General features: G+C 71.2%; 25 protein-coding genes. 10 read left to right on the plus strand and 15 right to left on the minus strand.

Translation table 11 applies throughout. The annotated features are described in order from the left end of the window. Nucleotides 1–53 precede the first annotated feature (53 nt). From DY262_RS12650 to DY262_RS12660, 3 genes are read right to left on the minus strand one after another with little or no spacing between them, the layout of a single operon-like run. Nucleotides 54–239 (minus strand): DUF2783 domain-containing protein, encoded by a 186-nt coding sequence (locus DY262_RS12650; RefSeq protein ID WP_116959413.1) that lies wholly within the window; start codon nucleotides 237–239, stop codon nucleotides 54–56. Then, nucleotides 236–1,975: an FAD-dependent oxidoreductase gene (locus tag DY262_RS12655; RefSeq protein WP_116959415.1), complete on the minus strand. Its 1,740-nt coding sequence runs from the start codon at nucleotides 1,973–1,975 to the stop codon at nucleotides 236–238. The genes DY262_RS12650 and DY262_RS12655 overlap by 4 nt, the downstream gene beginning before the upstream one ends. Before the next feature lie 12 nt (nucleotides 1,976–1,987). Beyond that, a complete protein-coding gene (locus DY262_RS12660; protein WP_070397385.1) occupies nucleotides 1,988–2,611 on the minus strand; it encodes a VOC family protein in 624 nt (207 codons plus the stop codon). A gap of 159 nt (nucleotides 2,612–2,770) precedes the next feature. On the opposite strand from DY262_RS12660, the gene yaaA reads away from it, so the two are divergent. The 4 genes from yaaA to DY262_RS12680 all read left to right on the plus strand — a co-directional run bounded on the left by yaaA (nucleotide 2,771) and on the right by DY262_RS12680 (nucleotide 5,841). After that, nucleotides 2,771–3,547 (plus strand): peroxide stress protein YaaA, encoded by a 777-nt coding sequence (yaaA, locus tag DY262_RS12665; protein WP_116959417.1) that lies wholly within the window; start codon nucleotides 2,771–2,773, stop codon nucleotides 3,545–3,547. A 20-nt stretch (nucleotides 3,548–3,567) separates the two neighbouring features. After that, the gene (locus tag DY262_RS12670) at nucleotides 3,568–4,458 is read left to right on the plus strand and encodes a 2OG-Fe(II) oxygenase (protein WP_116959419.1); all 891 of its coding nucleotides are present in this window, start codon (nucleotides 3,568–3,570) and stop codon (nucleotides 4,456–4,458) included. A 7-nt stretch (nucleotides 4,459–4,465) separates the two neighbouring features. Continuing rightward, nucleotides 4,466–5,317, plus strand: coding sequence for an NADPH-dependent 7-cyano-7-deazaguanine reductase QueF (gene queF / locus DY262_RS12675; protein WP_116959421.1), 852 nt, complete (start codon nucleotides 4,466–4,468; stop codon nucleotides 5,315–5,317). A gap of 197 nt (nucleotides 5,318–5,514) precedes the next feature. Next, nucleotides 5,515–5,841, plus strand: a complete 327-nt coding sequence (locus DY262_RS12680; RefSeq protein WP_220377564.1) for an RNA recognition motif domain-containing protein — start codon at nucleotides 5,515–5,517, stop codon at nucleotides 5,839–5,841. A gap of 57 nt (nucleotides 5,842–5,898) precedes the next feature. Here DY262_RS12680 and DY262_RS12685 read toward each other — a convergent pair whose 3' ends face one another. Further along, nucleotides 5,899–6,687 carry an anti-sigma factor gene (locus tag DY262_RS12685; RefSeq protein WP_116959423.1) on the minus strand — a complete coding sequence of 263 codons (789 nt, stop codon included), beginning with the start codon at nucleotides 6,685–6,687 and terminating at the stop codon, nucleotides 5,899–5,901. A gap of 10 nt (nucleotides 6,688–6,697) precedes the next feature. Then, the gene (locus tag DY262_RS12690) at nucleotides 6,698–7,279 is read right to left on the minus strand and encodes an RNA polymerase sigma factor (RefSeq protein WP_116959425.1); all 582 of its coding nucleotides are present in this window, start codon (nucleotides 7,277–7,279) and stop codon (nucleotides 6,698–6,700) included. 181 nt (nucleotides 7,280–7,460) lie between these two features. On the opposite strand from DY262_RS12690, the gene DY262_RS12695 reads away from it, so the two are divergent. Both DY262_RS12695 and DY262_RS12700 read left to right on the plus strand, forming a co-directional pair. Continuing rightward, on the plus strand, nucleotides 7,461–8,030 hold the full coding sequence (locus tag DY262_RS12695; protein ID WP_116959427.1) for a ferritin-like domain-containing protein: 570 nt from the start codon (nucleotides 7,461–7,463) through the stop codon (nucleotides 8,028–8,030). 73 nt (nucleotides 8,031–8,103) lie between these two features. After that, on the plus strand, nucleotides 8,104–8,652 hold the full coding sequence (locus DY262_RS12700; protein WP_181936490.1) for a DUF3455 domain-containing protein: 549 nt from the start codon (nucleotides 8,104–8,106) through the stop codon (nucleotides 8,650–8,652). A 103-nt stretch (nucleotides 8,653–8,755) separates the two neighbouring features. On the opposite strand, the gene DY262_RS12705 is transcribed toward DY262_RS12700, so the two are convergent. The 3 genes from DY262_RS12705 to DY262_RS12715 are packed head-to-tail and all read right to left on the minus strand — an operon-like array spanning nucleotide 8,756 to nucleotide 11,919. Next, the gene (locus DY262_RS12705) at nucleotides 8,756–9,817 is read right to left on the minus strand and encodes a histone deacetylase family protein (protein ID WP_181936491.1); all 1,062 of its coding nucleotides are present in this window, start codon (nucleotides 9,815–9,817) and stop codon (nucleotides 8,756–8,758) included. 13 nt (nucleotides 9,818–9,830) lie between these two features. Continuing rightward, nucleotides 9,831–10,676: an enoyl-CoA hydratase-related protein gene (locus DY262_RS12710; protein WP_116959431.1), complete on the minus strand. Its 846-nt coding sequence runs from the start codon at nucleotides 10,674–10,676 to the stop codon at nucleotides 9,831–9,833. Beyond that, on the minus strand, nucleotides 10,639–11,919 hold the full coding sequence (locus DY262_RS12715) for a DNA polymerase Y family protein (RefSeq protein ID WP_245980972.1): 1,281 nt from the start codon (nucleotides 11,917–11,919) through the stop codon (nucleotides 10,639–10,641). The genes DY262_RS12710 and DY262_RS12715 overlap by 38 nt, the downstream gene beginning before the upstream one ends. A gap of 72 nt (nucleotides 11,920–11,991) precedes the next feature. Between DY262_RS12715 and DY262_RS12720 the strand changes: the two genes are divergently transcribed. Further along, nucleotides 11,992–12,717, plus strand: coding sequence for an SIMPL domain-containing protein (locus tag DY262_RS12720; RefSeq protein WP_116959433.1), 726 nt, complete (start codon nucleotides 11,992–11,994; stop codon nucleotides 12,715–12,717). 21 nt (nucleotides 12,718–12,738) lie between these two features. Here the strand turns inward: DY262_RS12720 and DY262_RS12725 are convergent, their stop codons facing one another. Then, nucleotides 12,739–13,893 (minus strand): alpha-hydroxy acid oxidase, encoded by a 1,155-nt coding sequence (locus DY262_RS12725; RefSeq protein ID WP_116959435.1) that lies wholly within the window; start codon nucleotides 13,891–13,893, stop codon nucleotides 12,739–12,741. Nucleotides 13,894–14,062: 169 nt separating this feature from the next. On the opposite strand from DY262_RS12725, the gene DY262_RS12730 reads away from it, so the two are divergent. Further along, the gene (locus DY262_RS12730; protein ID WP_116959436.1) at nucleotides 14,063–14,395 is read left to right on the plus strand and encodes a DUF4124 domain-containing protein; all 333 of its coding nucleotides are present in this window, start codon (nucleotides 14,063–14,065) and stop codon (nucleotides 14,393–14,395) included. Between the two features lie 18 nt (nucleotides 14,396–14,413). Here DY262_RS12730 and DY262_RS12735 read toward each other — a convergent pair whose 3' ends face one another. The 4 genes from DY262_RS12735 to argH all read right to left on the minus strand — a co-directional run bounded on the left by DY262_RS12735 (nucleotide 14,414) and on the right by argH (nucleotide 19,125). Continuing rightward, complete coding sequence (locus DY262_RS12735) at nucleotides 14,414–15,418, minus strand: Bug family tripartite tricarboxylate transporter substrate binding protein (protein WP_116959437.1); 1,005 nt, start codon at nucleotides 15,416–15,418, stop codon at nucleotides 14,414–14,416. A 36-nt stretch (nucleotides 15,419–15,454) separates the two neighbouring features. Continuing rightward, a complete protein-coding gene (locus DY262_RS12740; RefSeq protein WP_116959438.1) occupies nucleotides 15,455–16,609 on the minus strand; it encodes a mandelate racemase/muconate lactonizing enzyme family protein in 1,155 nt (384 codons plus the stop codon). A gap of 154 nt (nucleotides 16,610–16,763) precedes the next feature. Next, on the minus strand, nucleotides 16,764–17,651 hold the full coding sequence (locus DY262_RS12745) for a LysR substrate-binding domain-containing protein (RefSeq protein WP_116959439.1): 888 nt from the start codon (nucleotides 17,649–17,651) through the stop codon (nucleotides 16,764–16,766). Between the two features lie 22 nt (nucleotides 17,652–17,673). Continuing rightward, nucleotides 17,674–19,125 (minus strand): argininosuccinate lyase, encoded by a 1,452-nt coding sequence (argH, locus tag DY262_RS12750; protein ID WP_116959440.1) that lies wholly within the window; start codon nucleotides 19,123–19,125, stop codon nucleotides 17,674–17,676. Between the two features lie 96 nt (nucleotides 19,126–19,221). On the opposite strand from argH, the gene DY262_RS12755 reads away from it, so the two are divergent. Together DY262_RS12755 and DY262_RS12760 are read left to right on the plus strand one after the other, a co-directional pair. Further along, nucleotides 19,222–20,283, plus strand: a complete 1,062-nt coding sequence (locus tag DY262_RS12755) for a sensor histidine kinase (protein ID WP_116959441.1) — start codon at nucleotides 19,222–19,224, stop codon at nucleotides 20,281–20,283. Between the two features lie 36 nt (nucleotides 20,284–20,319). Continuing rightward, nucleotides 20,320–21,060, plus strand: a complete 741-nt coding sequence (locus DY262_RS12760) for a LytR/AlgR family response regulator transcription factor (RefSeq protein WP_070397404.1) — start codon at nucleotides 20,320–20,322, stop codon at nucleotides 21,058–21,060. Between the two features lie 24 nt (nucleotides 21,061–21,084). Here DY262_RS12760 and recJ read toward each other — a convergent pair whose 3' ends face one another. Beyond that, the gene (gene recJ / locus DY262_RS12765; protein ID WP_116959442.1) at nucleotides 21,085–22,806 is read right to left on the minus strand and encodes a single-stranded-DNA-specific exonuclease RecJ; all 1,722 of its coding nucleotides are present in this window, start codon (nucleotides 22,804–22,806) and stop codon (nucleotides 21,085–21,087) included. Further along, nucleotides 22,803–23,753, minus strand: coding sequence for a phosphoglycerate mutase (locus tag DY262_RS12770; protein ID WP_116959443.1), 951 nt, complete (start codon nucleotides 23,751–23,753; stop codon nucleotides 22,803–22,805). The genes recJ and DY262_RS12770 overlap by 4 nt, the downstream gene beginning before the upstream one ends. Between the last annotated feature and the right edge of the window lie 24 nt (nucleotides 23,754–23,777).

A 23,777-nucleotide genomic window follows, 5' to 3' on the forward strand; every position in this document is an offset into this window, starting at 1 on the left:
GAAGCGGGCATTTTAGCCCGCCACCCCCCGGGGCATGGGGCCTGGTGCCTCTCTCAGGCGGCCTCTCGGGCCGCCTGGATGCACTCGGCCAGCACCGCCGCGTCGCCGACCTGATTGGCCAGCAGCAGGACCAGGCGCGCGCTGAAGGCCTGGAGCTGATCGGGCGACAGGCCGGCCTGCGCGTCCAGCAACTGCTCGTAGAAGGTGTCGGCGTCCTGCCAGTGGGGGGTGGTGATCATGCGTGCACTCCGGTGAGGCCCAGGGTCAGGCCGATGGCCTGCACCAAGCGGCCGTCGATGGTGCCGCCGCTGGCGGCGAGGTAGCCGTCCGGCCGCACCAGGGCCCAGGCGGGTTCGTCGCCTTCGGCCAGGCCGCAGGCGCCGCGCAGGTGGCCCTGCGGGTCGCGGACGTGTTCGTTGGCTTGGGCCGGGGCACGGCCGGCGGGCACCTGCACCGCGCGCAGCGGCGTGGTGGCCAGCACCTCGCGCAGGCGGCGCAGCGCGGGCGCGTCCAGCGCGCCGAAGCACAGCAGCAGCAGTTCGCCGCCGGCCCAGTCCAGCAGCTGGTTCATGCGGCCCGCCTGGCCATTGGCCCAGCGGAACGCCACGTTCTGGACCGACTGGCCCGCGGCGCTGCCAGGGGCGTACTGCACGATGCGCGATTGCGTGTAGGGGTTCGCCACGGCCATGCGGCCGGTGTTGACGAGGGCGCGCGCGAAGGGATGGCGCTTGGCCAGGGCGATGGCCGCGTCGCGGTAGACCCGCTCGATGCCCTCGGCCGGGCGCAGGAAGCGCGCGGTGCGGTTGGTCACGCGCACGTTCTCGCGCGCGGCCTCCAGGCGCTCGTCCTCGTAGCTGTCCAGCAGGCCGGGCGCGGCCTGACCGCGCAGCACGGCGGCCAGCTTCCAGGCCAGGTTGTCGGCGTCGGCCACGCCGGTGTTGCCGCCGCGCGCGCCGAAGGGGCTGACCACCTTGGCCGAGTCGCCCATGAAGTACACGCGCCCGTGGCGCATGTGGTGCACGCACTCGCTGCGGTAGGCGTAGGGGCCCACCCAGACGATCTCGACCTCCACCTCGGGGCCGAACTGGCGCGCCAGGCGCTCGCGCACCACGTCCTCGCGGCTCACGTGGGCGGGGTCGGCGTTGGGCGCCATCTGGTAGTCGATGCGCCAGACGTCGTCGGCCATCAGGTGCTGCCAGACCGCGCGGTTCTCGTTGAAGGGCGCCTCGATCCAGGTGTGGCGCTCCGTCGGCGGGCGGGTGCTGAAGCGCACGTCGGCGATGCACCAGCGGTCGTCGCCGCGCTTGCTGTCGAACGGCACCTGCAGCCACTTGCGCAGCGGGCTGTTGCTGCCGGTGGCGTCGATGACGTGCTCGGCCTCGATGCGGTAGCTGCCCGCGGGCGTTTCCACCGTGAGCGTGGCCAGCCGCTCGTTCTGCTCGAAGGCGGTGAGGCGGTTGCGCCAGCGCAGCTCGACGTGGCCGAGTTGCTGGATGCGGTCGACCAGGAAAGCCTCGATATAGAACTGCTGGATATTGATGAAGGGCGGCTGCTGGCTGAGGTTGAAGCTGCCCTGCTGGCGCAGGTCGAAGCTGTAGACCTCGTCGTCGCCGGCGAAGGTGCGGCCCACGCTCCATTGCGTGCCCTTGGCGGCGATGGGTTCGTAGACGCCCAGGCGCTCGAAGATCTCCAGCGACTTCTGCGTGTAGCAGATGCCGCGCGAGGAGGCGCCCTTGACGCCGACGGTGTCGTCCTCGTCGATCAGGATGGCCTTGACGCCCAGCCGCGCGAGCGAGCAGGCCAGGGTGAGGCCGGTGATGCCGCCGCCGACGATGACGATGGGGTGCCGGGCCGGCGCCTTGCCGTGAAGTTCCGGGGGCGGCACGAAGGGGTAGGTGGGCAGCTCGTAGCCGCCGCCCTGGGTGAACTCATAGCCATTGGTGTGGGCGACGTCCCGGTAGGTGTTCAGCGACATGGGTGCCGTCCTTCAACCCTTGGCCCGCTCGGCCACCTCGGGCCGGTCGTTCTGCTGCGGCTTGAGCGGCGCGGCGCTCTTGCCCGCGGCGCGTTCCTTGCGCCACTGCTCCTTGCGGGCGTTCCATTCGCCCAGGCGGGCGTGCGCGGTCTTGCTTTCCTGCAGCATCTGGAACTCGTCGGCCAGCTGGGCCGTCAGCTCCAGCCGGATGCCGTTCGGGTCGAAGAAATAGATGCTCTTGAAGATGTGGTGGTCGGTCACCCCCAGCACCTCGATCCCGCTCGCCTCCAGGCGCGCCTTGGTGTTCTCCAGCTCGCCGACGGTGTTCACCCGGAAGCTGATGTGGTTCACCCACTTCGGCGTGTTCGGGCTCGGCAGCGCCGCCTCATCGTCGCCCAGATCGAAGAAGGCGATGAAGGAGCCGTCCTGCAGCCGGAAGAAGAAGTGCGTGTACGGGCAGTACTCGCCCGTGCTGGGCACGTAGTCGCTCTGGATGATGTGGTAGAGCGGCAGGCCCAGGATGTCCTCGTAGAAATGCCGCGTTTCCTCCGCGTCGCGCGCGCGGTACGCGTAGTGGTGCAGTTGCTGGATCGGGGCCGGCGCGGGCAGGTCGGCACGGGGCATGGCAGGCGTCATGGCGGTCTCCTTGAACGGTGCTGGCAATTTACCATAGTGAAATGCATTTCGCAAAACGTAATTCTCTGGGCGGCGGACATGGCCCTGGGGCGGGGGCCGGCGGCGGGGCTTCGCGATAATCGAGGTTCCCGTCGGCCCGTCTGGTTCCACCGTTCATCCATGCTATTCCTGATCTCGCCCGCCAAGGCCCTCGATTACGAGACGCCCCCCCATGTGAAGGCGCACACCCAGCCGCTGTTCGTCGAGCAGTCGGCCGAGCTGATCGAGGTGCTCAAGCGCAAGACGCCGCAGCAGATCGCCACGCTCATGGACCTGTCGGACAAGCTGGCCGCGCTCAATGCCGCGCGCTACGAGGCCTGGGTGCCGAAGTTCACCGCCAAGAACGCCAAGCAGGCCGTGCTGGCCTTCGATGGCGACGTCTACGGCGGCCTGGACGCCAAGAACCTCTCCGAAACCGAGCTGGAGTGGCTGCAGCAGCACCTGTGCATCCTCAGCGGCCTGTACGGCGTGCTGCGCCCGCTCGACTGGATGCAGCCCTACCGGCTGGAGATGGGCACGCGCCTGAAGACGCCGCGCGGCGCCAACCTCTACGCCTTCTGGGGCAGCCGCATCGCCGACTACCTGAATCAGCGCGCCCTGGCCGACAAGAGCCCGGTGGTGATCAACCTGGCCAGCGAGGAGTACTTCAAGGCCGTGGACCTGAAGGTGCTGCGCCCGCGCGTGGTCAGCTGCGTGTTCGAGGAGCGCAAGCCCGCTGGCTACAAGGTCATCAGCTTCATGGCCAAGCGCGCGCGCGGGCTCATGGTGCGCTGGGCCGTGCGGCACCAGGCCAGCACGCCCGAGCAACTCAAGGCCTTCGACCTCGAGGGCTACCGCTTCACGCCCGACGCGTCCGGGCCCGACCGGCTGGTGTTCCGGCGCGAGGCCACCTCCTGAGAGCGACACCGGAGACCGCCATGTCCCAGTCCGTCACGCCCGAACTGCGCCGCTGGATCATCGAGCAGGCCAGCGCCGGCTGCACGCCCGAGTCCGTGCTCAAGGCCATGCTCGACGCCGGCTGGAACGCCGGCGTGGCCGAGGCCGCGCTGGAGCGCACTTTGCTGGAGCACCTGTCCACCGTCTCGCCCGGCGCGCTGGCCCAGGCCGCCCCCGAGGTGCGGGAGGCCGTGCAGGGCGTGGTGGGCCAGGGCTCGGCGGTGCCGGTCATCGACACCTCGGCATCGCCGCGCCGCATCGACGCCGGCGACCGCTGGGTGGACATCATCACCCACATGAACCACCCGCGCGTGGTGGTGCTCGGCAACCTGCTCAGCGCCGAGGAGTGCGAGGCCATCATCGAGTCGGCCAAGCCCCGGCTGGCGCGCTCGCTCACGGTGCAGACCGCCACCGGCGGCGAGGAGCTCAACCCCGACCGCACCAGCAGCGGCATGTTCTTCGCGCGCGGCCAGACGCCCGAGGTCACGGCCGTGGAGCAGCGCATCGCGCGCCTGGTGGGCTGGCCGATGGAAAACGGCGAGGGTCTGCAGGTGCTGCACTACCGCCCGGGCGCCGAGTACAAGCCGCACTACGACTACTTCGACCCCAACGAGGCCGGCACGCCCACCATCCTCAAGCGCGGCGGCCAGCGCGTGGCCACGCTGGTGATGTACCTCAACGAACCGGCGCGCGGCGGTGGCACCACCTTCCCCGACGTCGGCCTGGAGGTCGCGCCCGTGCGCGGCCACGCCGTCTTCTTCAGCTACGACCGGCCGCACCCGAGCACGCGCACCCTGCACGGCGGCGCGCCGGTGCTCGAGGGCGAAAAGTGGGTCGCCACCAAGTGGCTGCGCGAGCGAGAGTTCAGTTAAAGCCGAGATGAGCCAGAACACCCCCGAACAATCGCAGCTGGGCAAGGCCTCGGCCTACGTCGACCGCTACGACCCCTCGCTGATCTTCCCGCTGCCGCGCGAGACCAAGCGGCGCGAGATCGGCATCGCCGGCGGCGTACCCTTCGTGGGCTGCGACCTGTGGACGGCCTACGAGCTGTCCTGGCTCAACCCGCGCGGCAAGCCGCAGGTGGCCATCGCGCACATCACCGTGCCGGCCGAGAGCACGCACATCGTGGAGAGCAAGTCCTTCAAGCTCTACCTCAACAGCTTCAACAACACGCCCTTCGACAGCGCCGACGCCGTGCGCGATCGCCTGCGCGCCGACCTGAGCGCGGCCGTCTGGCATGGCGGGCCCATGCAGGCCGGCGTGGGGGTGAAGCTGCTGGCGCCCGATCGCTTCGACGCCGAGCCCATCCACGAACTCGACGGCCTGAGCCTGGACCGGCTCGACGTGGAGTGCACGCGCTACGAGCCCGCGCCCGAGCTGCTCACGGCGGCCTTCGACGAACAGCCCGTGAGCGAAACCCTGGTCAGCCACCTGCTCAAGAGCAACTGCCTGGTGACCGGCCAGCCCGACTGGGGCAGCGTGCAGATCGCCTACAGCGGCCCGCAGATCGATCAGGCCGGCCTGCTGCAGTACCTGGTGAGCTTTCGCAACCACAACGAATTCCATGAGCAGTGCGTGGAGCGCATCTACATGGACCTGTGGACGCGCTGCAAGCCCGCCAAGCTGAGCGTCTACGCGCGCTACACGCGCCGCGGCGGGCTGGACATCAACCCCTGGCGCAGCAGCCACCCGCAGCAGCCACCGGCCAATGTGCGCACGGCGCGGCAATGAGGGAGGGGCCTGACCGTTGGTCAGGCCAATCGCGGAATGGCCGAAATCCTTAGGTGAATCCCGCCTTCGCGCGTAGGATCGCGGGCTTCGCCGTCTCGAACGGCCGATCACTGACCGCCCGGTCCTTCCCGGGTCGGCGGTCGTCTCAGGTGGCCCGCTATCACGCGGTAACCACCTTCTCTCGCGGCGTCTGTGCCATTGCAGGCCGGCCCGCTTCTCTGAAAGGCTCAGTCATGAGCAGCAAACTGTACGTGGGCAACCTGCCCTACTCCGTCAATGACGACTCGCTTCGTCACAACTTCTCCGAATACGGCGCCGTGGCCTCGGCCAAGGTCATGACCGACCGCGACAGCGGCCGCTCCAAGGGTTTCGGTTTCGTCGAGATGTCCTCCGAGGCAGAGGCCCAAGCCGCCATCAACGGCCTCAACGGCCAGTCGGTGGACGGTCGCCAGATCGTGGTCAACATCTCGCGCCCCAAAGAGGGCGGCGGCGGTGGCTACCGCAGCAACGGTCCGCGCTACTAAGCCCTGACCCTCTCGTCAAAAAGCCGGCGCTCGCGCCGGCTTTTTTCTTTGGCCGCCTCAGATCTGCTTGTGGATCAGCGGCCCGTGGAACAGCACCGGCCCGGTGGGGCCGCGCTCGCTGGGCACGCCGCCCAGGGGTTCCAGGCTGATGGCCAGCGCGGGCACCTCGCGCACCGCGCTTTCGCTGGCCGCCAGCTGCAGCAGGCGCTCGGGCGTGAGCACGCCCAGCGAGCGGGGCGCCGCGCCCGGCGGCAGCGCCCAGAGCTGCAGCGAGCGGTCGGCCGCTTCCTGGTAGCCGCCCACGCGCTGCAGGCTCAGGCGGTTGTGCTTGGGGTCGAAGGTGATCAGCACCGCCGGCCGGGCCTGGTCGTCGTTGAGCACGGACACGTAGCGCACGTCGGGGGTGGCCAGCAGCTGGCGCTGCAGCGCGGCCACTTCGGCACCGCGCCGCTCCAGTTCGCCGCGCAGCGCGGGCAGCAGCGCCAGCGCCAGCGCCACCGCGCACAGTCCGGCCAATCCGGCGCCGCGCCACAGCGCCAGGCTGTGCCACCAACCCGTGGACGGCGCCACCGCCGCCCCTTGGCGCTGCCGCGCGAGGGCGGCGCCCTCGGCGTCGGCGCGCACCAGGTTCTGGATGCGCGTCCACACCTGTGGCCCGGGCTCGGCGCCCGCCTGCAGCTCGTTGAGGCTGGCCACGCGGGTCTGCCATTCGATGGCGGCCGCGCGCACCGCGGGGTGTTCGCGCGCGATGGCCTCGAAGCGGCGCCGCGCGCCGCCGCGCAGCGTGCCCAGGGCGTGCGCGGCCGCCAGGCGCTGCAGCAGTTCGGGGTGGCGGTGCAGTTGCATGGCGCGGGCCTCAGGCGAAACGGGCCATGCAGTCGCGCAGCTTGTCCAGGCCGCGGCGGATCCAGGTCTTGACGGTGCCCAGCGGCAGCGCCAGGCGCTCGGCCAGCTCGCCGTGGCTCAGGTCGCGCAGGTAGGCCAGGCTGATCACTTCGCGCTGCTTGTTCTCCAGTTGTCCCAGGCACTGGTGCATGGCCCAGGCCTGCTGGCTCGCCAGGCTGGTGTCCATGGGGTTGGGCGCGTCGCCCGGCAGCGTGTCGGCCAGGGTCTCGTCCAGCTCCTGTGTGAGGTGGGCGCGATCGGCCGCGCGGCGGCGCAGCAGGTCCAGCGAGCGGCTGCGCACGATCAGGCCCAGCCAGGCCATGGGCGGGCTCAGTGTGGCGCGGTAGTCGCCCGCGCTGCGCCAGACCTGCAGGTAGGCCTCCTGCAGCGCGTCCTCCGCCGCCTCGGCCGAGCCCAGCACGCGCAGCGACAGCCCATAGAGCTTGCGCGCGGTGAGGTCGTAGAGCGCTTTCAGCGCGGCCTCGTCGCGCCGGGCGATGCGGTCGATCAGGTCCATGAGGGGTTCATCGGGGTCGGCGCTCATGCGGCGCATTGTGGGGGCGTTTCCATCCACCACTACGCCGGTGTTTCCCGTGTGGATTCAACGCGACCGTGCGGAGGCGCACAACCCAGCAAAACAGTCGGGTTCGCTGAATCCGGTGCGGGGCCGGCCTGCGTATTGGTGTCGACGGCCGCCGCTCACCCTCCTCAAACCCACTGCAAGAGACAAGACCATGAGCACCTCCCTCGACCCGCGCCGCGCCTTCCTGCGCACCGGCGCCACCCTGTCCGCTGTCGGCCTGGCGATGCTCGCCGGGCGGCCCGCCCTGGCCCAGGGCATGAAGGCCGACGTCGCCAAGGACGTCGACATCCTCAACATCGCGCTCGGTCTGGAGCACGAGGCCATCAACGCCTACCAGCTCGGCGCGGGCAGCGGCCTGCTGCAAAAGCCCGTGCTCGACGTGGCGGTGCAGTTCCAGGGCCACCACAAGGCGCACCGCGACGCCCTGGCCGCCACCATCCGCCAGCTCGGCGGCCAGCCCGTGGCGGAGAAGAAGCTCGACGAGTACGCCACGAACCTCAAGGCCGATTCGCTGAAGAGCCAGGCCGACGTGCTGTCGCTGGCCGCGCGCCTGGAGCTGGGCGCGACCAATGCCTACCTGAGCGTGATCCCGCCGCTGAGCGACCGCGCGCTGGCCCAGGTGGCCGCGCGGCTGGCCGCCGACGAAACCATGCACTTCACCGTGCTCAGCAGCGCGTTGGGCCGGCCCTTGCCCGCGAACGCCCTCTCGTTCGGCGCCTGAGACCCATTCCAACACGGGTGGGCCATGCACCCGCCCGGCTTTCCCTTCCCCAACCTTTGACCGGAGTATGTCCATGATCCTCAAGACCACCCTGGCCGCCTCGGCCGTTCTCGCCATGACCGCCTGCGCCTCTTCGATGGGGGGCCAGCCCATGATGTTCTCGCAGGCGGGCCTGCCCGACGCGGTGAAGGTGCCGGCGGGCCACCGCGTGGCCATGGAGACCGTGGGCGCGGGCGACATCACCTACGAATGCCGCGCCAAACAGGGCATGGCGGGCCAGTTCGAATGGGTCTTCGCCGGCCCCGACGCCCGCCTGATGGACCGCGGCGGCAAGCAGGTCGGCAAGTACTACGGCCCGCCCGCCACATGGGAGTCCATGGACGGCTCGAAGATCACCGGCACGCAGGTGGCCGTGGCCCCCGGCGGCAGCGGCAACATCCCGCTGCAGCTGGTCAAGGCCAACCCGGCCATGGGCATGGGTGCCATGCAAGGCGTGACCTACGTCCAGCGTGTGGCCACCATGGGCGGCGTGGCGCCGGCCATGGCCTGTGGCGCGGCCAACCTGGGCGCGAAGCAGGTGGTCCAGTACCGCGCCGACTACATCTTCTACAAGGCCGCCTGAGCCCCGCCGCCCCGAGGTCTCCTCAGGGGCGCGGCCCGCGGGCGGGCGCCCCTTTTGCCCTGCGGACGGTGGATCGCCGCAGGGCGCTTTTTCCCGCGCGGCCTCAGGCCGCGCGCTCGAAGCCTTCGAGCAGGTTCACCGCATTGACGCCCACTTCGGCCACCGCATAGCCGCCTTCGAAGGTGAAGAGCGTCGGCAATCCCGGCGATGCCAGCGCCGCGCCAATGCCCGCGTAGTCGGCCGAGCGCAGCCGAAAGCCCGAGATCGGGTCGCCCTCGAAGGTGTCCAGGCCGAGCGGCACCACGAGCGCGGTGGCGCCAAAGTCCGACACGGCCTGCAGGGCCTGGTCGAGCGCGGCGCGCCAGGTCGCCAGCCCCGTGCCGCGCGGCAGCGGCCAGTTGCGGTTGAAGCCTTCGCCCGCGCCGGCGCCGCGCTCGTCGGCGTGGCCCAGGAAGAAGGGGTATTCGGTGCGCGGGTCGCCGTGCAGGGAGAGCGTGAGCACGTCGGCCCGTTCGTAGAACACGGTTTGCGTGCCGTTGCCGTGGTGGTAGTCCACGTCCAGCACGGCCACGCGGGCGTGGCCGCCGTCGCGCAGCGCCTGCGCGGCGATGGCGGCGTTGTTGAGGAAGCAGTAGCCGCCGCAGAAGCCCGGGCCCGCGTGGTGGCCCGGCGGGCGCGTGAGCGCGAAGGCGCCGCGCTCGCCAGCCAGCACGGCCTGGGCGGCGGCCAAGGCGCAGGCGGCACCGCCCAGCGCGGCGCGCCAACTGCCGGCGGTGAGCGGTGTGCCCGAATCGAAGGCGAACTGACCCAGGCGCGCGGCAATGTTGTCGGGCCAGCCGTCCTGCCGGAAGCCGTGCCGGTTGGGCAGCGGCCAGACCGAGGGCAGGGCGTCGAGGTCTGCGTTGGCCGGGTCCAGCGCCACCCAGTCGTCCCAGGCGGTGCGCAGGAAGTCGAGGTAGCGCGGCTCGTGCACGGCCCGCACGGCGGGCATCAGCGCGGTCTCGTCCAGGGCGGGTTCGCGCAGTTCGCCCAGCGGGCGGCGGCGCAGCTCCGCCAGGACGTGCTCCAGGCGCGCCGGGCTTTCGTGGCTGGCCACCAGCCGGCCCCTGAACATCTCCTGGCGGCCGGCGTGTTCGGCGTGGCGCGGGTTCAGCAGCGTCAGCACGGCGGGGCGGGCTTCACTCGGCGTCCAGGAAGGACTTGAGGGGCGCCAGTGGCGCGAACCGGCCGGCGCGCCGTTCCTTGGCCGCCACGATGGCCTCGCCCACCTGGGCGTTGCTCCAGATCGCGCCCTGCAGCCAGCCCATCTGGCGCAGGCTGTCGTCCACCGAGTGGTCGCGCGCGTAGTTCACCGCCTGCTTGGTGCCCCAGATGGCCACCGGCGGCTTGCTGGCGATCTCGCGCGCGCACTGCAGCGCGGCCTCCACCGTGGCGGCGTGGCTGTCGAAGACCTCGTTCACTAGGCCCAGGGCCTGGGCGCGGGCGGCTGGCAGGCGCCGCCCGGTGTAGGCCAGCTCCTTCACCAGGCCCAGCGGGATCAGCTTGGGCAGGCGCTGCAGCGTGCCCACGTCGGCCACCATGCCGATGTTGATTTCCTGGATGCAGAAGAAGGCGTCGGCCGAGGCGTAGCGGATGCAGCCGGCGGTGACCATGTCCACCGCGCCGCCCACGCAGCCCCCCTGGATGGCGAAGATGACCGGCGCGCGCAGTGTTTCCAGCCGCGTGAAGGTGGCTTGCATCTGGGCCAGCAGGTCGAAGACCGCGGCGCGGCCCTCGGGGCTGCGGTCGTCCAGGGTGATGGCGCCGCCGAAGGTCTCCAGCGCCATGCCGGCGCTGAAGTGCTTGCCGGTGCTGCTGATGACCAGGGCGCGCGCCCGGCCCTCGTCGTGGATCTCGCGCAGCAGCGCGTCGAGTTCGCGCCAGAACGTGGGCCCCATGGTGTTGAGCGATTCGGGGCGGTTCAGCGCCAGGTGCGCCACGTCGGGCTCAGTCCAGTTCAGGGAAAAGCAGGTCGGTGTGGTCATCGCGGCGGGCCTTGTCTCGGGGCTTGGGGTGGCGGGCATTCTGGTCGGGCGCCGCGGGGCCGTCTGTCCCCGGTTTGACCAGCTTGGACGAGCGCACGCCCAGCAGGCGCAGGCGCCGCGTCAGGTCCACGCGCTTGAGGCACAGGCCGGCCGCGCGGCGGATGGTGGCGGCGTCGGCCGTGGGCTCGTCCAGCGTGAGGTCGCGCGTGACCTTGGTGAAGCCCACGTAGGTGAGCTTGATGCCGATGGTGCGCGCCAGGTAGCCCTTGCGCTGCAGGTCGCCGGCCACCTGCTCGCACAGCTCGGTGAGGATGGCGCCGAGCTCGGCGCGGTCGTGCACGGCGTGCAGGTCGCGCTCGAAGGTGGTCTCGCGGCTCATGCCCACGGGCTCGCTCTCGGTCACCACGGGGCGGTCGTCGCGGCCCCAGGCCACCTCGTGCAGCCAGGCGCCGTAGCTCTTGCCGAAGTTCGCGATCAACCACTCGGGCTCGCGCGCGGCCAGCTCGCCGATGGTGTGGATGCCGAAGGACTGCAGCTTGGCGTCGGCCTTGGGCCCCACGCCATTGACCTTGCGGCAGGGCAGGGGCCAGATCAGGCGCTGCAGGTCCCCGGCGTGCACGATGCTGATGCCGTTGGGTTTGTTGAATTCGCTGGCCATCTTGGCCAGCAGCTTGTTGGGCGCCACGCCGATGGAGCAGGTCAGGCCCGTGGCCTCGAAGATGCTTTTCTGGATGAGCCGCGCCAGCACGCGCCCGCCCTCGCGCTGGCCGCCGGGCACCTCGGTGAAGTCGATGTAGACCTCGTCCACGCCGCGGTCCTGCATCACCGGCGCGATCTCGGTGATCACGCGCTTGAAGGTGCGCGACAGGCGCTTGACCTCGTCGAAGTCCACCGGCAGCAGGATGGCCTGCGGACAGAGTTTGGCGGCCTTCATCAGACCCATGGCCGAGCCCACGCCGAACTGGCGCGCCGCGTAGGTGGCGGTGGTGGCCACGCCGCGGCCCGCGTATTCGCTCAGGCGGGGGAAGAACGCCACGGGGATGCGGTCCAGCGTGCCGGGGCCCCAGTCGGTGTCGGGAAAGGCCTCGCGCAGGCGCTCGAACATGGCGGTCTCGCGCCGGCGCCCGCCGCCGATGACCATGGGCAGGCCCTTGAGCTGCGGGTAGCGCAGCAGCTCCACGGACGCGAAGAAGGCGTCCATGTCGAGGTGGGCGATGCGGCGCTCGGGTTTCAAGCCGGCCATCGTAGCCGGCTTACCATGCCCGGGTATGTCGTTTGCACCGGCTGTCCGGTGCGCCACCGTCGGAGGACCCCCATGACCCATCCCTTCACCCGTTTGCTCGCGGCCGCGCTGGTCGGCGCGGGCGTCGCCATCGCCGGCCTGGCCGTCAGCCACGGCCTGGAGCGCTTTCGCCTGGCCGACCGCAGCGTCACCGTCAAGGGCCTCGCCGAGAAGAACGTGGAGAGCGACTTCGCCGTCTGGACACTGGGTTTTCGGCGCGGCGGCAACGCCTTTGGCGATGTCCAGAAGGCGCTGGCCGGCGACCGCGACGCGGTGGTGGCCTTCCTCAAGCAGCGCGGCTTCAAGGACGAGGAGATCGAGGTGCGCCCGCTGGGCGTGCAGGACCTGTTCGCGCGCGAGTACGGCTCTGGCAACCAGCCGCTGCGCTTCAATGGCACGGGGCAGGTGATCGTGCAATCCGCGCGCGTGGCGGACGTGCAGGCGGCGGCGCTGGCGGTGGACCCGCTGATCCAGGCCGGCGTGCAGCTGGGCGGCGAAGGCAACGGGCATGGCGGCCCGCAGTTCCAGCTGCGCGGCTTCAACGATGTGAAGGCCCCGCTGCTGGCCGAGGCCACGCGCAACGCGCGCGAGCAGGCCGAGAAGTTCGCCGCCGAGGCCGGCGCCCAGCTGGGCGCGCTCAAGAGCGCCAACCAGGGCGTGATCCAGATCAGCGGTGCCGCCGGCAGCGACTACGACGACGGCAGCTCGCGCGAGAAGCGCCTGCGCGTGGTCAGCACCTTCGTGTACGAGCTGCGCTGAGCGCGCCGCCGCGGGCGACCGTCAGGCCGTCGGGTAGCTGCCCGGCAGCAGGATGGACTTGTCGACGGACTCGATGTTGGTGTGGCCGCAGAAAGCCATGGTCAGGTCGAGCTCCTTGTGGATGATCTCCAGCGCCTTGCTCACGCCTTCCTCGCCCATGGCGCCCAGGCCGTAGAGCATGGCGCGGCCGATGTAGCAGCCGCGCGCGCCCAGGGCGCGCGCCTTCAGCACGTCCTGCCCGCTGCGCACGCCGCCGTCCATGTGCACCTCGATCTGTCCACCCACGGCCTCCACGATGGCGGGCAGGGCCTCGATGCTGCTTTGCGCGCCGTCGAGCTGGCGCCCGCCGTGGTTGCTCACGATCAGCGCGTCGGCGCCGGTCTGCACCGCCAGGCGGGCGTCTTCCACGTCCTGGATGCCCTTGAGGATGAGCTTGCCTCCCCAGCGCTTCTTGATCCACTCCACGTCGCCCCAATTGAGGCTGGGGTCGAACTGCTGCGAGGTCCAGGCGCCCAGGTTGGCCATGTCGGTCACGCCCTGCACGTGGCCCACGATGTTGCCGAACTGGCGGCGCTTGGTGCCCAGCATGCCCAGGGCCCAGCGCGGCTTGCTGGCGATGTTGATGATGTTGGGCAGCGTCAGGCGCGGCGGCGCGGTCAGGCCGTTCTTCAGGTCCTTGTGGCGCTGGCCGATGATCTGCAGGTCCAGCGTGAGCACCAGGGCGCCGCAGTTCGCGGCCTTGGCGCGGTCGATCAGGCGCTCGATGAAGGCGCGGTCCTTCATCACGTAGAGCTGGAACCAGAAGCCCTCGCCCGCGTGCTGCGCCACGTCCTCGATGGAGCAGATGCTCATGGTGGACAGGGTGAACGGGATGCCGAACTTCCTGGCCGCGCGGGCTGCGAGGATCTCGCCGTCGGCGTGCTGCATGCCCGTGAGGCCGGTGGGCGCGATGGCCAGCGGCATGGCGGCGGACTGGCCCACCAGGGTGGTGCGCGTGCTGCGGTTCTCCATGTTCACCGCCACGCGCTGGCGCAGCTTGATCTTCTGGAAGTCCGCCTCGTTGGCACGGTAGGAGCCCTCGGTCCAGGAGCCGGAATCGGCGTAGTCGTAGAACATGCGCGGCACGCGCTTTTGCGCCAGCACGCGCAGGTCTTCGATGTTGGTGATCACGGTCATGGGCGGGTCTCCTCGTTGTCGGTGGGGGGCGGCGGGCTGGCCGCGATGGTAGCCAGCCGCCTCGCCCGGCGCGCGTGAAAGCGCGCTGGCGCGGATTGAAACATTTTCAGAAGGGCGCCCGGGGCGGATTGACAGGCCCCGGGGAACCGGGCGGATACTGGCCGCTCCCATGCCCATGCGCCGCCTCACGCTCCCCGCCCTCGCGCTGGCCGCCGCCGCGTTGCTGCCCTTGTGCGCCGCAGCAGCGGAGATCTGGCGCTGGGTCGACCGCGACGGCTATGTGCACTACACGCAGTCGGTGGACATCCCCGAGCGCTACCGGGCCAGCGCCGTGCCGGCCGACGCGCCCTTGCCGCCGGGCACCAGTGCCTGCGAGGCGGCCTGGCACCGCTACGCGGCCAGCCAGGCCTGCTTCGACGCCTACCGCCTGGTGGGTGGCGGCCTCAAGCCCGAGGCCTTCCAGCGCTGCCGCGAGCTGCCCGAACCCGAACCCTGCCGCTGAGCCGGGCCCGGCCCAGGCTCACTGGTTGCTGATCTTCTGCTCGCGGATGACCTTGCCCCAGGCGGCGGACTCGCGCGCGATGTCGGCGGCCAGCGGCCCGGCCGGCATGTAGGCCGGCACGGCGCCCTGCGCGGCGGCGGCCTGCGCGATGTCCGGCGCGTCCATGACCTTGCGCAGCGAATCGCTCAGCCGCTCCACGATGGGCGCGGGCGTGCCCGCGGGGGCCAGCACGTACAGGCGCGGCACGGCCGAGAAGCCCGGCAGCGCGTCGGACAGCGGCGCGATGTCTTCGCCGCCCTGCAGCTTCACCGGGTTCATGACCGCCAGCGCGCGCAGCTTGCCGGCGCGCGCCTGGGCGATGGCCGAGGCCGCGCTCACCACGCCGATCGGCACCTGGCCGCTCATCACGTCGGGCACGATCTGCGCCGCGCCGCGGTAGGGGATGTGCACCACGTAGGCGCCGGTCTGGCCCTTGAGCATCTCGAAGCCCAGGTGGTGCACCGTGCCCACGCCCGAGGTGGCGAAGGAGTAGCGGCCGGGGTTTTTCTTCAGCAGGGACACGAACTCGGCCGGCGTCTTGGCCGGGAAGTCGTTGGCGGTGACGATCACCAGCGGCAGCGTGAACAGGCTGGCCACGGGCGTGAAGGCCTTGACCGGGTCGAAGCTCATGCGCGGCTGCAGGTACTGGGCGATCAGCAGCGAGCTGTCGCCCAGCATCAGCGTGTAGCCGTCGGGCGCGGCGCGCGCCACGGCGTCGCCGGCGATGAGGCCGGCCGCGCCGGTGCGGTTGTCCACCACCACCGACTGGCCCAGCAGCTCGGCCAGGCGCGGCGCGACCAGGCGCGCCACGGCGTCCACGCCACCGCCGGCCGAGTAGCCCACCACCAGGCGCACGGGGCGCTGGGGCCAGTTCTGCTGCGCCGAGGCGCTGGTGGCCAGGCCGGTGGCGGCGAAGGCGGCCAGCAGCCCCGCGATCAGCGCGCGGCGGCCGGGGCGGTGCGAGGGGGTGTCGTGCTTGTGCATGTCTGTCTCCTGTGTTTGTGTCGCGGGGAAAATCGTTCAGGCCTTGCCGGCGCCGCGCGAGCCGGGCCGCTTGGCGAGTTCCGCCAGGCGATCGGGGTGGGGCTTGAAGCCCAGGCCCGGTGCCTCGGGCAGGCGCAGCACGCCACGCTCGGGCTTGGGCAGGTCGTCGAAGACCAGCTCGCAGCACTGGACGGCCACCGAGTGGTACTCAACCAGCGAGCCGTTGGCCAGGCCCGCGTGCAGGTGCATGTTGTGGTGCGGCCAGGCGCCGCCGTTGGCGAAGCGCGTGTTGAACGCGGCCGCCATGCCGGCGATGCGGCCGCACTGCGTGAAGCCGCCGCTGATGCAGGCGTTGGGCTGCACCACGTCCACGGCCTGCGCCACCAGCAGGTCGCGAAAGCGCGTGGCCAGGCCCTCGTTCTGGCCGGCCGCCAGGGGGATGCTGGTCTTGGCGCGCAGCTTCTGCAGGTTCGGGATGTCGTTGTGCGTCACCGGCTCCTCGAAGAAGCTGATGTCGTAGGGCTCGACCTGCTTGGCCAGCTTCAGGGCGTGGAAGTAGTCCAGGCTGCAGTTGGCGTCGATGTAGATCTGCACGTCGGAGCCCACGGCCTCGCGCACGGCGCGGATGCGTTGCACGTCCTCGGCGATCACCGCGTCCAGCGGGCGCGGCTCGTCGCGGCGCGCCAGCGCGTGGTGGCCCACGGTCATCTTCAGGCGGGTGAAGCCACGCGCCACCCAGTCCTTGGCGGCGGCGGCGAGCTCGTCGCGCTCGAAGAAGGCGAAGCCGAAGGTGGCGTACACGGGCACCTCGGCGCGCGCGCCGCCCAGCAGGCGCCAGCAGGGCTCGCCCAGGGCCTGGCCTTTGATGTCCCAGAGCGCGAGGTCGATGGCGGCGATGGCGTGGCTGGCGTAGCCCGATTGCCCGCGCGGCGTGAGCAGCCAGTACAGGCGCTCCCAGATCTGCTCGTGGCGCATCGGGTCCAGGCCCACCAGGTGGTGGGCAGCGATGTCATTGACGATGCTGCCGATCACCTCTTCTTCGGTGATGGCGGTCATGCCGGTGCCGACCAGGCCGGTATCGGTCTCGATGGACACCAGGCAGACGGACAGGCTGGTGGTCTTGGTGCCGCCGCTGGCCGGCACGGTGACGGGCAGGTTCAGCGGCGTGGCCCAGACGCGGGCGATCTTCATCTTGTCTCCTGCGCCGCCGGGGGGCGGCGGCGTGTGTGGGTTGCGGTTCGCGGGCAGTGTAGGAAGGGGCGCCGGCGTGCGGCAATGGCCTGCGCGTGAGGCCGCTTTCGCGTTTGGCGAAAGCCGAAGGGTCCGTGGAAGCCCGCGCGGGCGCTCAGCGCAGGAGCGCGCGCACCAGCGTGGCCGCCGCCGGGGCCAGCGGCGCGTCGGTGCGGGTGGCGATGCTGTGCGTGCGCCGGGCCCAGGCGTCGCTCAGCGGCACGGCCGCCAGCGGCAGGTGGGCCAGTTGCGGCGCCACGGCTTCCAGCGGCAGCACGCCCACGCCCAGGCCGGCGGCCACCATGCGGCAGACGGCGTCGAAGCCGCGCATGCGCATGCGCACGTTCAGCGGCTGGCCGGCGTCGGTGGCCGAAGCGAGCAGGCGGTTGGACAGGGCGGTGCCGTCGCTCAGGGTGATGAAAGGCTCGTCCAGTGCCTCGGCCAGGCGCAGCTTCTGGCGGCCCGCCAGACGGTGCGAGCGCGGCGTGAGCAGCACCAGGGTGTCGCTGAAGAAGGGCGTGAAGGCCAGGCCGGCTGGGGGCACCGGCAGGTCGACCACGCCGAAGTCGGCGCGGCCTTCGATCAGGGCCAGCGGGATCTCGGGGCTGCCGCGCTCCTCGATGTCCACGCGGATCAGCGGGTGGCTGGACAGGAAGCGCTGCAGGCGCTGCGGCAGCACCTCCAGCAGGGCCGAGGTATTGGCCAGCACGCGCACCTGGCCTTGCAGGCCCTGGCTGTAGCCTTTGAGGTGCTGGGCCAGCCGGTCGGCGTCGGTCAGCAGGGCGCGGCTGCGCTGCACCAGCATCTGGCCCGCGGGCGTGAGCTGCACGCCGCGCGAGGAGCGCTCGAAGATGCGGAAACCCAGCGAGTCCTCCAGCGCGCTGATGCGCGAGCTGGCGGCGGCCACCGCCAGTTGCAGGCGCTCGCTGGCGGCGCTGATGGAGCCGAGGTCGGCGGCGGCGATGACCACGCGCAGCGTGCCGAGGTCGATGGGCTCGAGCATGCCGTGGCGCCGGGCAGCGGCCTCAGCCCAGTCGGGCGCGGTGGCGCGCGATCTGCGCGCGCACCTGGGCCGGCGCGGTGCCGCCCAGTGTGTGGCGCGCCGAGAGCGAGCCGCGCAGGCTCAGCACCTCGTACACGTCCTTTTCGATGCTGGGGTGAAAGCCCTGCAGCACGGTGAGCGGCAGCTCGGAGAGGTCGCAGTTGTGCGAGGTGGCGGCCTTCACCGCGTGCGCCACGGTCTCGTGCGCGTCGCGGAAGGGCAGGCCCTTCTTGACCAGGTAGTCGGCCAGGTCGGTGGCGGTGGCGTAGCCCTTCTGCGCGGCGGCCTCCATGGCGGGGGCGTTCACCGTGAGGCCGCCTTCCTTGGCGCCCGTGGCCGGGTTCAACTGGCCGCCCACCATCTCCGCGAAGATGCGCAGCGTGTCGGTGAGCGTGTCCACCGTATCGAACAGCGGCTCCTTGTCTTCCTGGTTGTCCTTGTTGTACGCCAGGGGCTGGCCCTTCATGAGGGTGATGAGCCCCATGAGGTGGCCCACCACGCGCCCGGTCTTGCCGCGCGCCAGCTCGGGCACGTCGGGGTTCTTCTTCTGCGGCATGATGGACGAGCCGGTGGTGAAGCGGTCGGCGATCTTCACGAAGCCGAAGTTCTGGCTCATCCACAGGATCAGTTCTTCGCTCAGGCGGCTGATGTGCACCATGCACAGCGAGGCCGCGGCCGTGAACTCGATGGCGAAGTCGCGGTCGCTCACGCCGTCCAGACTGTTCTGGCACACCGCGGGTGCCCCGTGCTCGTCGACCATGCCCAAGGTGCGGGCCACGCGCTCGCGGTCCAGCGGGTAGGTGGTGCCGGCCAGGGCGGCGCTGCCCAGCGGCAGGCGGTTGGTGCGGCGGCGCACGTCGGCGAAGCGCTCGGCGTCGCGCGAGAACATCTCCACGTAGGCCAGCAGGTGGTGCGCGAAGCTCACGGGCTGGGCCACCTGCAGGTGCGTGAAGCCGGGCAGGATCACCTCGACGTTCTTCTCGGCCACTTCCACGAGCGCGCGCTGCAGCTCGGTGAGCAGGCCGCCGATGAGGTCGATCTCGCCGCGCAGCCACAGGCGCACGTCGGTGGCCACCTGGTCGTTGCGGCTGCGGCCGGTGTGCAGTCGCTTGCCCGCGTCGCCCACCAGCTGCGTCAGGCGCGCCTCGATGTTGAGGTGCACGTCCTCCAGGTCGAGCTTCCACTCGAAGGCGCCGCTCTCGATCTCCTGCGTGATCTGCGCCATGCCGCGCTGGATGTCGGCGTGGTCCGACGGGCCGATGATGCCTTGCGCCGCCAGCATCTCGGCGTGTGCGAGACTGCCCGCGATGTCGGCCTGCCACAGTCGCTTGTCGAAGAAAACGCTGGCGGTGTATCGTTTGACCAACTCGCTCATCGGCTCCGAGAATAGGGCGGACCAGGCTTCGGATTTCTTGTCGAGTTGGTTGGATGACATGGTGTTGTCAGCGGCTGGACGGGGGAGTGTGAGAGCGCCTGGGCAACCAAGCGCGGGCCTGGGCGGCCGACCGAATGGAAAACGGCATCGCTTCCCATGAAAGATTCGCGGATTTTATCGACCTTCCAGGAACTGCCCCACGCGGCCGGGGCGCGCCCGCTCACCGAGATGCCCGAGCACGTGCGGGCCCGCGTGCAGGTGTTCGACACCTGCCAGGTCGGCGTGGTGCTGCGCGCGGTGCTGTTCGTGCAGGCCGTGGTGGCCGTGGCGGCGCTGTTCACCGCCACCAGTTTCGTCACCTGGGGCGCCTCGCTGGCCATCTACACCGGCGCCGCGCTGCCCGCCGTGCTGGCCTGGTTGCTGGCCATCTGCGCGCTCAAGCGCCAGCTGGGCCGCCTGGCCTCGCACTGGCAGTGGGCCGTGGGCGTCTCGCTGGGGGCGCTGGCGGGCCTGTACGGCTGCGCATTGGTGGTCTGGCTGGGTGTTCTCACGCAGCAGCTGTGGCTGGCCTCGGCGGCGGCCGGGGCGCTGGTGGCGGCGGTGCTGGTGGCCGGGCTCGTGTGGCGGGCCAAGGCGCGCATGCCGGCGGGCACCACGGCCCGGCTGGCCGAGCTGCAGGCGCGCATCCGTCCGCACTTTCTGTTCAACACGCTCAACAGCGCCATTGCCCTGGTGCGCGAAGAACCGGCCAAGGCCGAGAGCCTGCTGGAGGACCTGAGCGAGCTGTTCCGCCACGCCCTGGCCGATCCGAAGGAGGCCGTGCCGCTGTGGCAGGAGCTGGAGCTGGCCGAGCACTACCTGGCCATCGAGCAGGTGCGCTTCGGCGATCGCCTGCAGGTGGAATGGGCGATCGACGAAGCGGCGTCCAAGGCCCGCCTGCCGCCCCTGATCCTGCAGCCGCTGGTGGAGAATGCCGTCAAGCACGGCGTGGAGCCCAGCCCCACCGGTGCCACGGTGCGCATCAGCACGCAGCGCCGGGGCGGGGTGGTGGTGATCAAGGTCACCAACACCGTGCCGGCGGGCAGCGGCAAGCGCGGCAATGGCCTGGCACTGGACAACGTGCGGCAGCGGCTGACCTTGTTGCATGATGTGCAGGGGCGCTTCCAGAGCGCGCTGGTCAACGGCGTTTTCCAGGTGCGCCTCGAAATCCCGGTATAAGCGCGACATGGCAAAAGACCGACCACGGAGCAAGACATGGCACTGAAGGTTCTGATCGTCGACGATGAAGCCCTGGCGCGATCGCGCATGCGCACCCTGCTGGCCGAGTGCACGGAGCCGCGCACCGACGTGGTGGGCGAGGCCGGCAACGCGGTGCAGGCGATGGACATGATCCAGCGCACCCATTGCGAGCTGGTGCTGCTGGACGTGCACATGCCGGGGGTGGATGGCATCACCCTGGCCAACACCCTGCGCCAGATGGCCGCGCCGCCCTCGATCGTGTTCGTGACGGCCTACCCGGAACACGCGGTGAGCGCCTTCGAGGTGGAGGCGGTGGATTACCTGACCAAGCCGGTGCGCCGCGAGCGGCTGCAGCAGGCGCTGCAGAAGGTGGTGAAGGTGCGCGCGGGCAAGGAGGGCAGCGGCGATTCCGGTCCGCCGGAGGCGCTGATCATCCAGGAGCGCGGGCGCAGCGAGCGCGTGGCGCTGTCGGACATCATCTACCTGAAGGCCGAGCTGAAGTACATCACCGTGCGCACGGCGGAGAAGGAGCACATCTACGACGGCGCGCTGAGCGACCTGGAGGCGCGCTACTCCCACCTCTTCGTGCGCGTGCACCGCAACGCCCTGGTGTCGCGGCGGGCGGTGCGGGCGGTGGAAAAGCACAGCGACCCGGTCGAGGGCGAAGGCTGGACCGTGCGGCTCGACGGGGTCGAGGAGCGGCTGGCGGTGTCGCGCCGCCAACTGGCGGCGGTGCGCGAAGCCCTGATGGGCTGAGGCCCGCCCGCGCGGCGCGCGGGTTCAGATGTCGGCGGCTTCCACCAGAAACCGCACCCGACGCTGGCCCTGCCAGTCGTCCAGTTCCAGCCGGAAGGCGAGCTTCACCCGCTCGGGCAGCGGCTCGGTGCGCCCGAACCAGATGCCGTCCACCGCATCGCCCTGGTGCTGCAGCTTGAGCGCCAGGTGCTTCTCGCCGACGATGCGCTGGCTCACCACCCGCAGTTCCTCGCAGAACACCGGTGGCGCGAAGCCCTGGCCCCAGACCTGGCCTTGCAGCACCTCGACCAGGTCGGGCCGACGGTATTGCCGGTCCAGGGCGCCGTCGGCCTCCAGGCGGCGCTGCAGCGTGGCGGCGTCCAGCCACTCGTGCGCCACCTGCTGCAGGGCCTGCTCGAACACGTCCAGGTGCTCTTCGGCGACGGTGCAGCCCGCGGCCATGGCGTGGCCGCCAAAGCGCAGCAGCACGCCCGGGTGGCGCTTGGCCACCAGGTCCAGCGCGTCGCGCAGGTGAAAGCCGGGGATCGAGCGGCCCGAACCCTTGAGCTCGTGTTCCTTGCCCGGCGCCGCGCTCGCGGCGAAGACGAAGGTCGGCCGGTGCAGCTTGTCCTTCAGGCGCGAGGCCACGATGCCCACCACACCCTCGTGGAAGTCCGGGTCGAACAGCACCAGGGCCGGTGGCGGCTCCTCGCCCTCGTCGAACAGGGCCTCGGCCATCTCCAGCGCCTGCTCGCGCATCTCGCCCTCGATGGCCTTGCGCTCGCGGTTGATGCCGTCCAGGGTGCGCGCGAGTTCCTCGGCGCGGGCCTTGTCGTCGGTCAGCAGGCATTCGATGCCCAGCGTCATGTCGGACAGGCGGCCGGCCGCGTTCAGGCGCGGGCCGAGCGCGAAGCCGAAGTCGAAGCTGCTCGCGGTGTCGAGGCGCCGGCCCGCTGCCGCGAACAGCGCGTCCATGCCGGCCGGCAGGGCGCCCGCGCGCACGCGTTTGAGTCCCTGGCCGACGAGGCGGCGGTTGTTGCCGTCGAGCTTCACCACGTCGGCCACGGTGCCCAGGGCCACCAGGGGCAGCAGGGCGTCGATGCGCGGCTGGTTCTTGGCATCAAACACCCCGCGTTCGCGCAGCTCGGCGCGCAGCGCGAGCAGCACGTAGAACATCACGCCCACGCCGGCGATGCTCTTGCTGTCGAAGGCGCAGCCGGGCTGGTTGGGGTTGACGATCACGCAGTCGGCCGGCAGCTGCGGGCCCGGCAGGTGGTGGTCGGTCACGATCACCTGCAGGCCCAGTTCGCGCGCGACACGCACGCCGTCGACGCTGGCGATGCCGTTGTCCACGGTGATCAGCAGCTCGGCACCGCTGTCCTTGACGCGCCGCGCGATGGCGGGGGTGAGTCCGTAGCCGTCGACCACGCGGTCGGGCACCAGGTAGTGCACGCTGTCGAAGCCCAAGGGCGCGCCCAGCAGCCTGAGGCCGCGCACGCCCACCGCGCAGGCGGTGGCGCCGTCGCAGTCGTAGTCGGCCACGATGCACAGGCGCCGTTTCGCCGCCATGGCGTCGGCGAGCTGGCGGGCGGCCTCGCGCGCGCCCAGCAGGGTGTCGGGGGGGAGCAGGCGCGCGAGCCCGTCGTCGAGTTCGTCGGAGGTGGTGACGCCGCGCGCGGCGAACAGGCGCGCCAGCAGCGGGTGCAGGCCGGCCTGTTCGAGCGCCCAGGCGGCGCGCGGCGGTACGTCGCGGGTGATGATCTTCATAGGGTCTTGAGCAGGTCTTGGGCGCTGGCGCGCGGGCGCAGGCCGACGGCGCGGGCGAGCCGCCGCGCGAGGCCGGGCCGTTCGGCCAGCAGCGTGACGGCCGCGCGCTCGCCGCACAGGGTGAGGGCCAGCGGCTCGCCGCGCCGCGCGCGGTCGAGCAGGGGAGCGAAGAGGCTGTGGTCGAGTGCCGTGGCGGCGCGGCGCCAGGCCTCGAGGTCGCCGCCGAGCGCGGCGGCGCGCAGGCTGTCGTCGACCTGGGGCGGTGGGCGCAGGCGGGTGTGTGCGTCCAGCGCGCCGGGCGCGCTGAACCACAGGCCGTTGATGGGCAGGCGGCGCGCGGCCTCGCGGGCGTCGTTCACCCGGTGCGTGTAGAAGAGCATCTGCGCCTCGCTCTGCAGGCGCTGCAGCCAGCGCGCCGGTTCGCCGCGCGGCAGCCAGGCGGCCAGCGAGCGGCCGCTGACGCGGTCCAGGCTGGCGCAGGCCAGGTCGCGCAGGCGCTCGCCGCGCGCTCGCCAGCGGGTGGGTTCATCGAACAGCAGTTCCACGCCGTCTTCGGCGCACAGCGGTTCAAAGGCCGCGAACAGCGCGCGCGATTCGTCGGCGCCCAGGCCACCGGCCTGTTCGGCGCGCTGCAGCATCACCTGGTCCATGCCCACCTGCAGGTGCACGGGGTGCACCCAGGCCTGCGGCGCATGCGGTGTGTCGCTGGCCAGCGCGGCCCAGGGCAGGGCGCCGTCGCGCGGCGGCAGACCACGGGCGCGCGCCAGTGCGCGCTCGTGGGGCGGGCTCAGGCTGAGGCCGTCGTCGCCGTCGCGCGCGGCCTCGCGCAGGTGGGCGAGCAGGGCGTCGAGCGCGGGCAGGGCGGGGGGCTCAATGGCCGCGCCCAGGGCGGCGAAGGGAACCAGCCAGTGGTGCGCGGGATCCAGGACCAGGGGCTCGTCGGGCATGGTGCGATTGTCGGCGATGCCACA

The sequence above is a fragment of the Hydrogenophaga borbori genome, assembly GCF_003417535.1.
GTDB lineage: Bacteria > Pseudomonadota > Gammaproteobacteria > Burkholderiales > Burkholderiaceae_C > Hydrogenophaga > Hydrogenophaga borbori.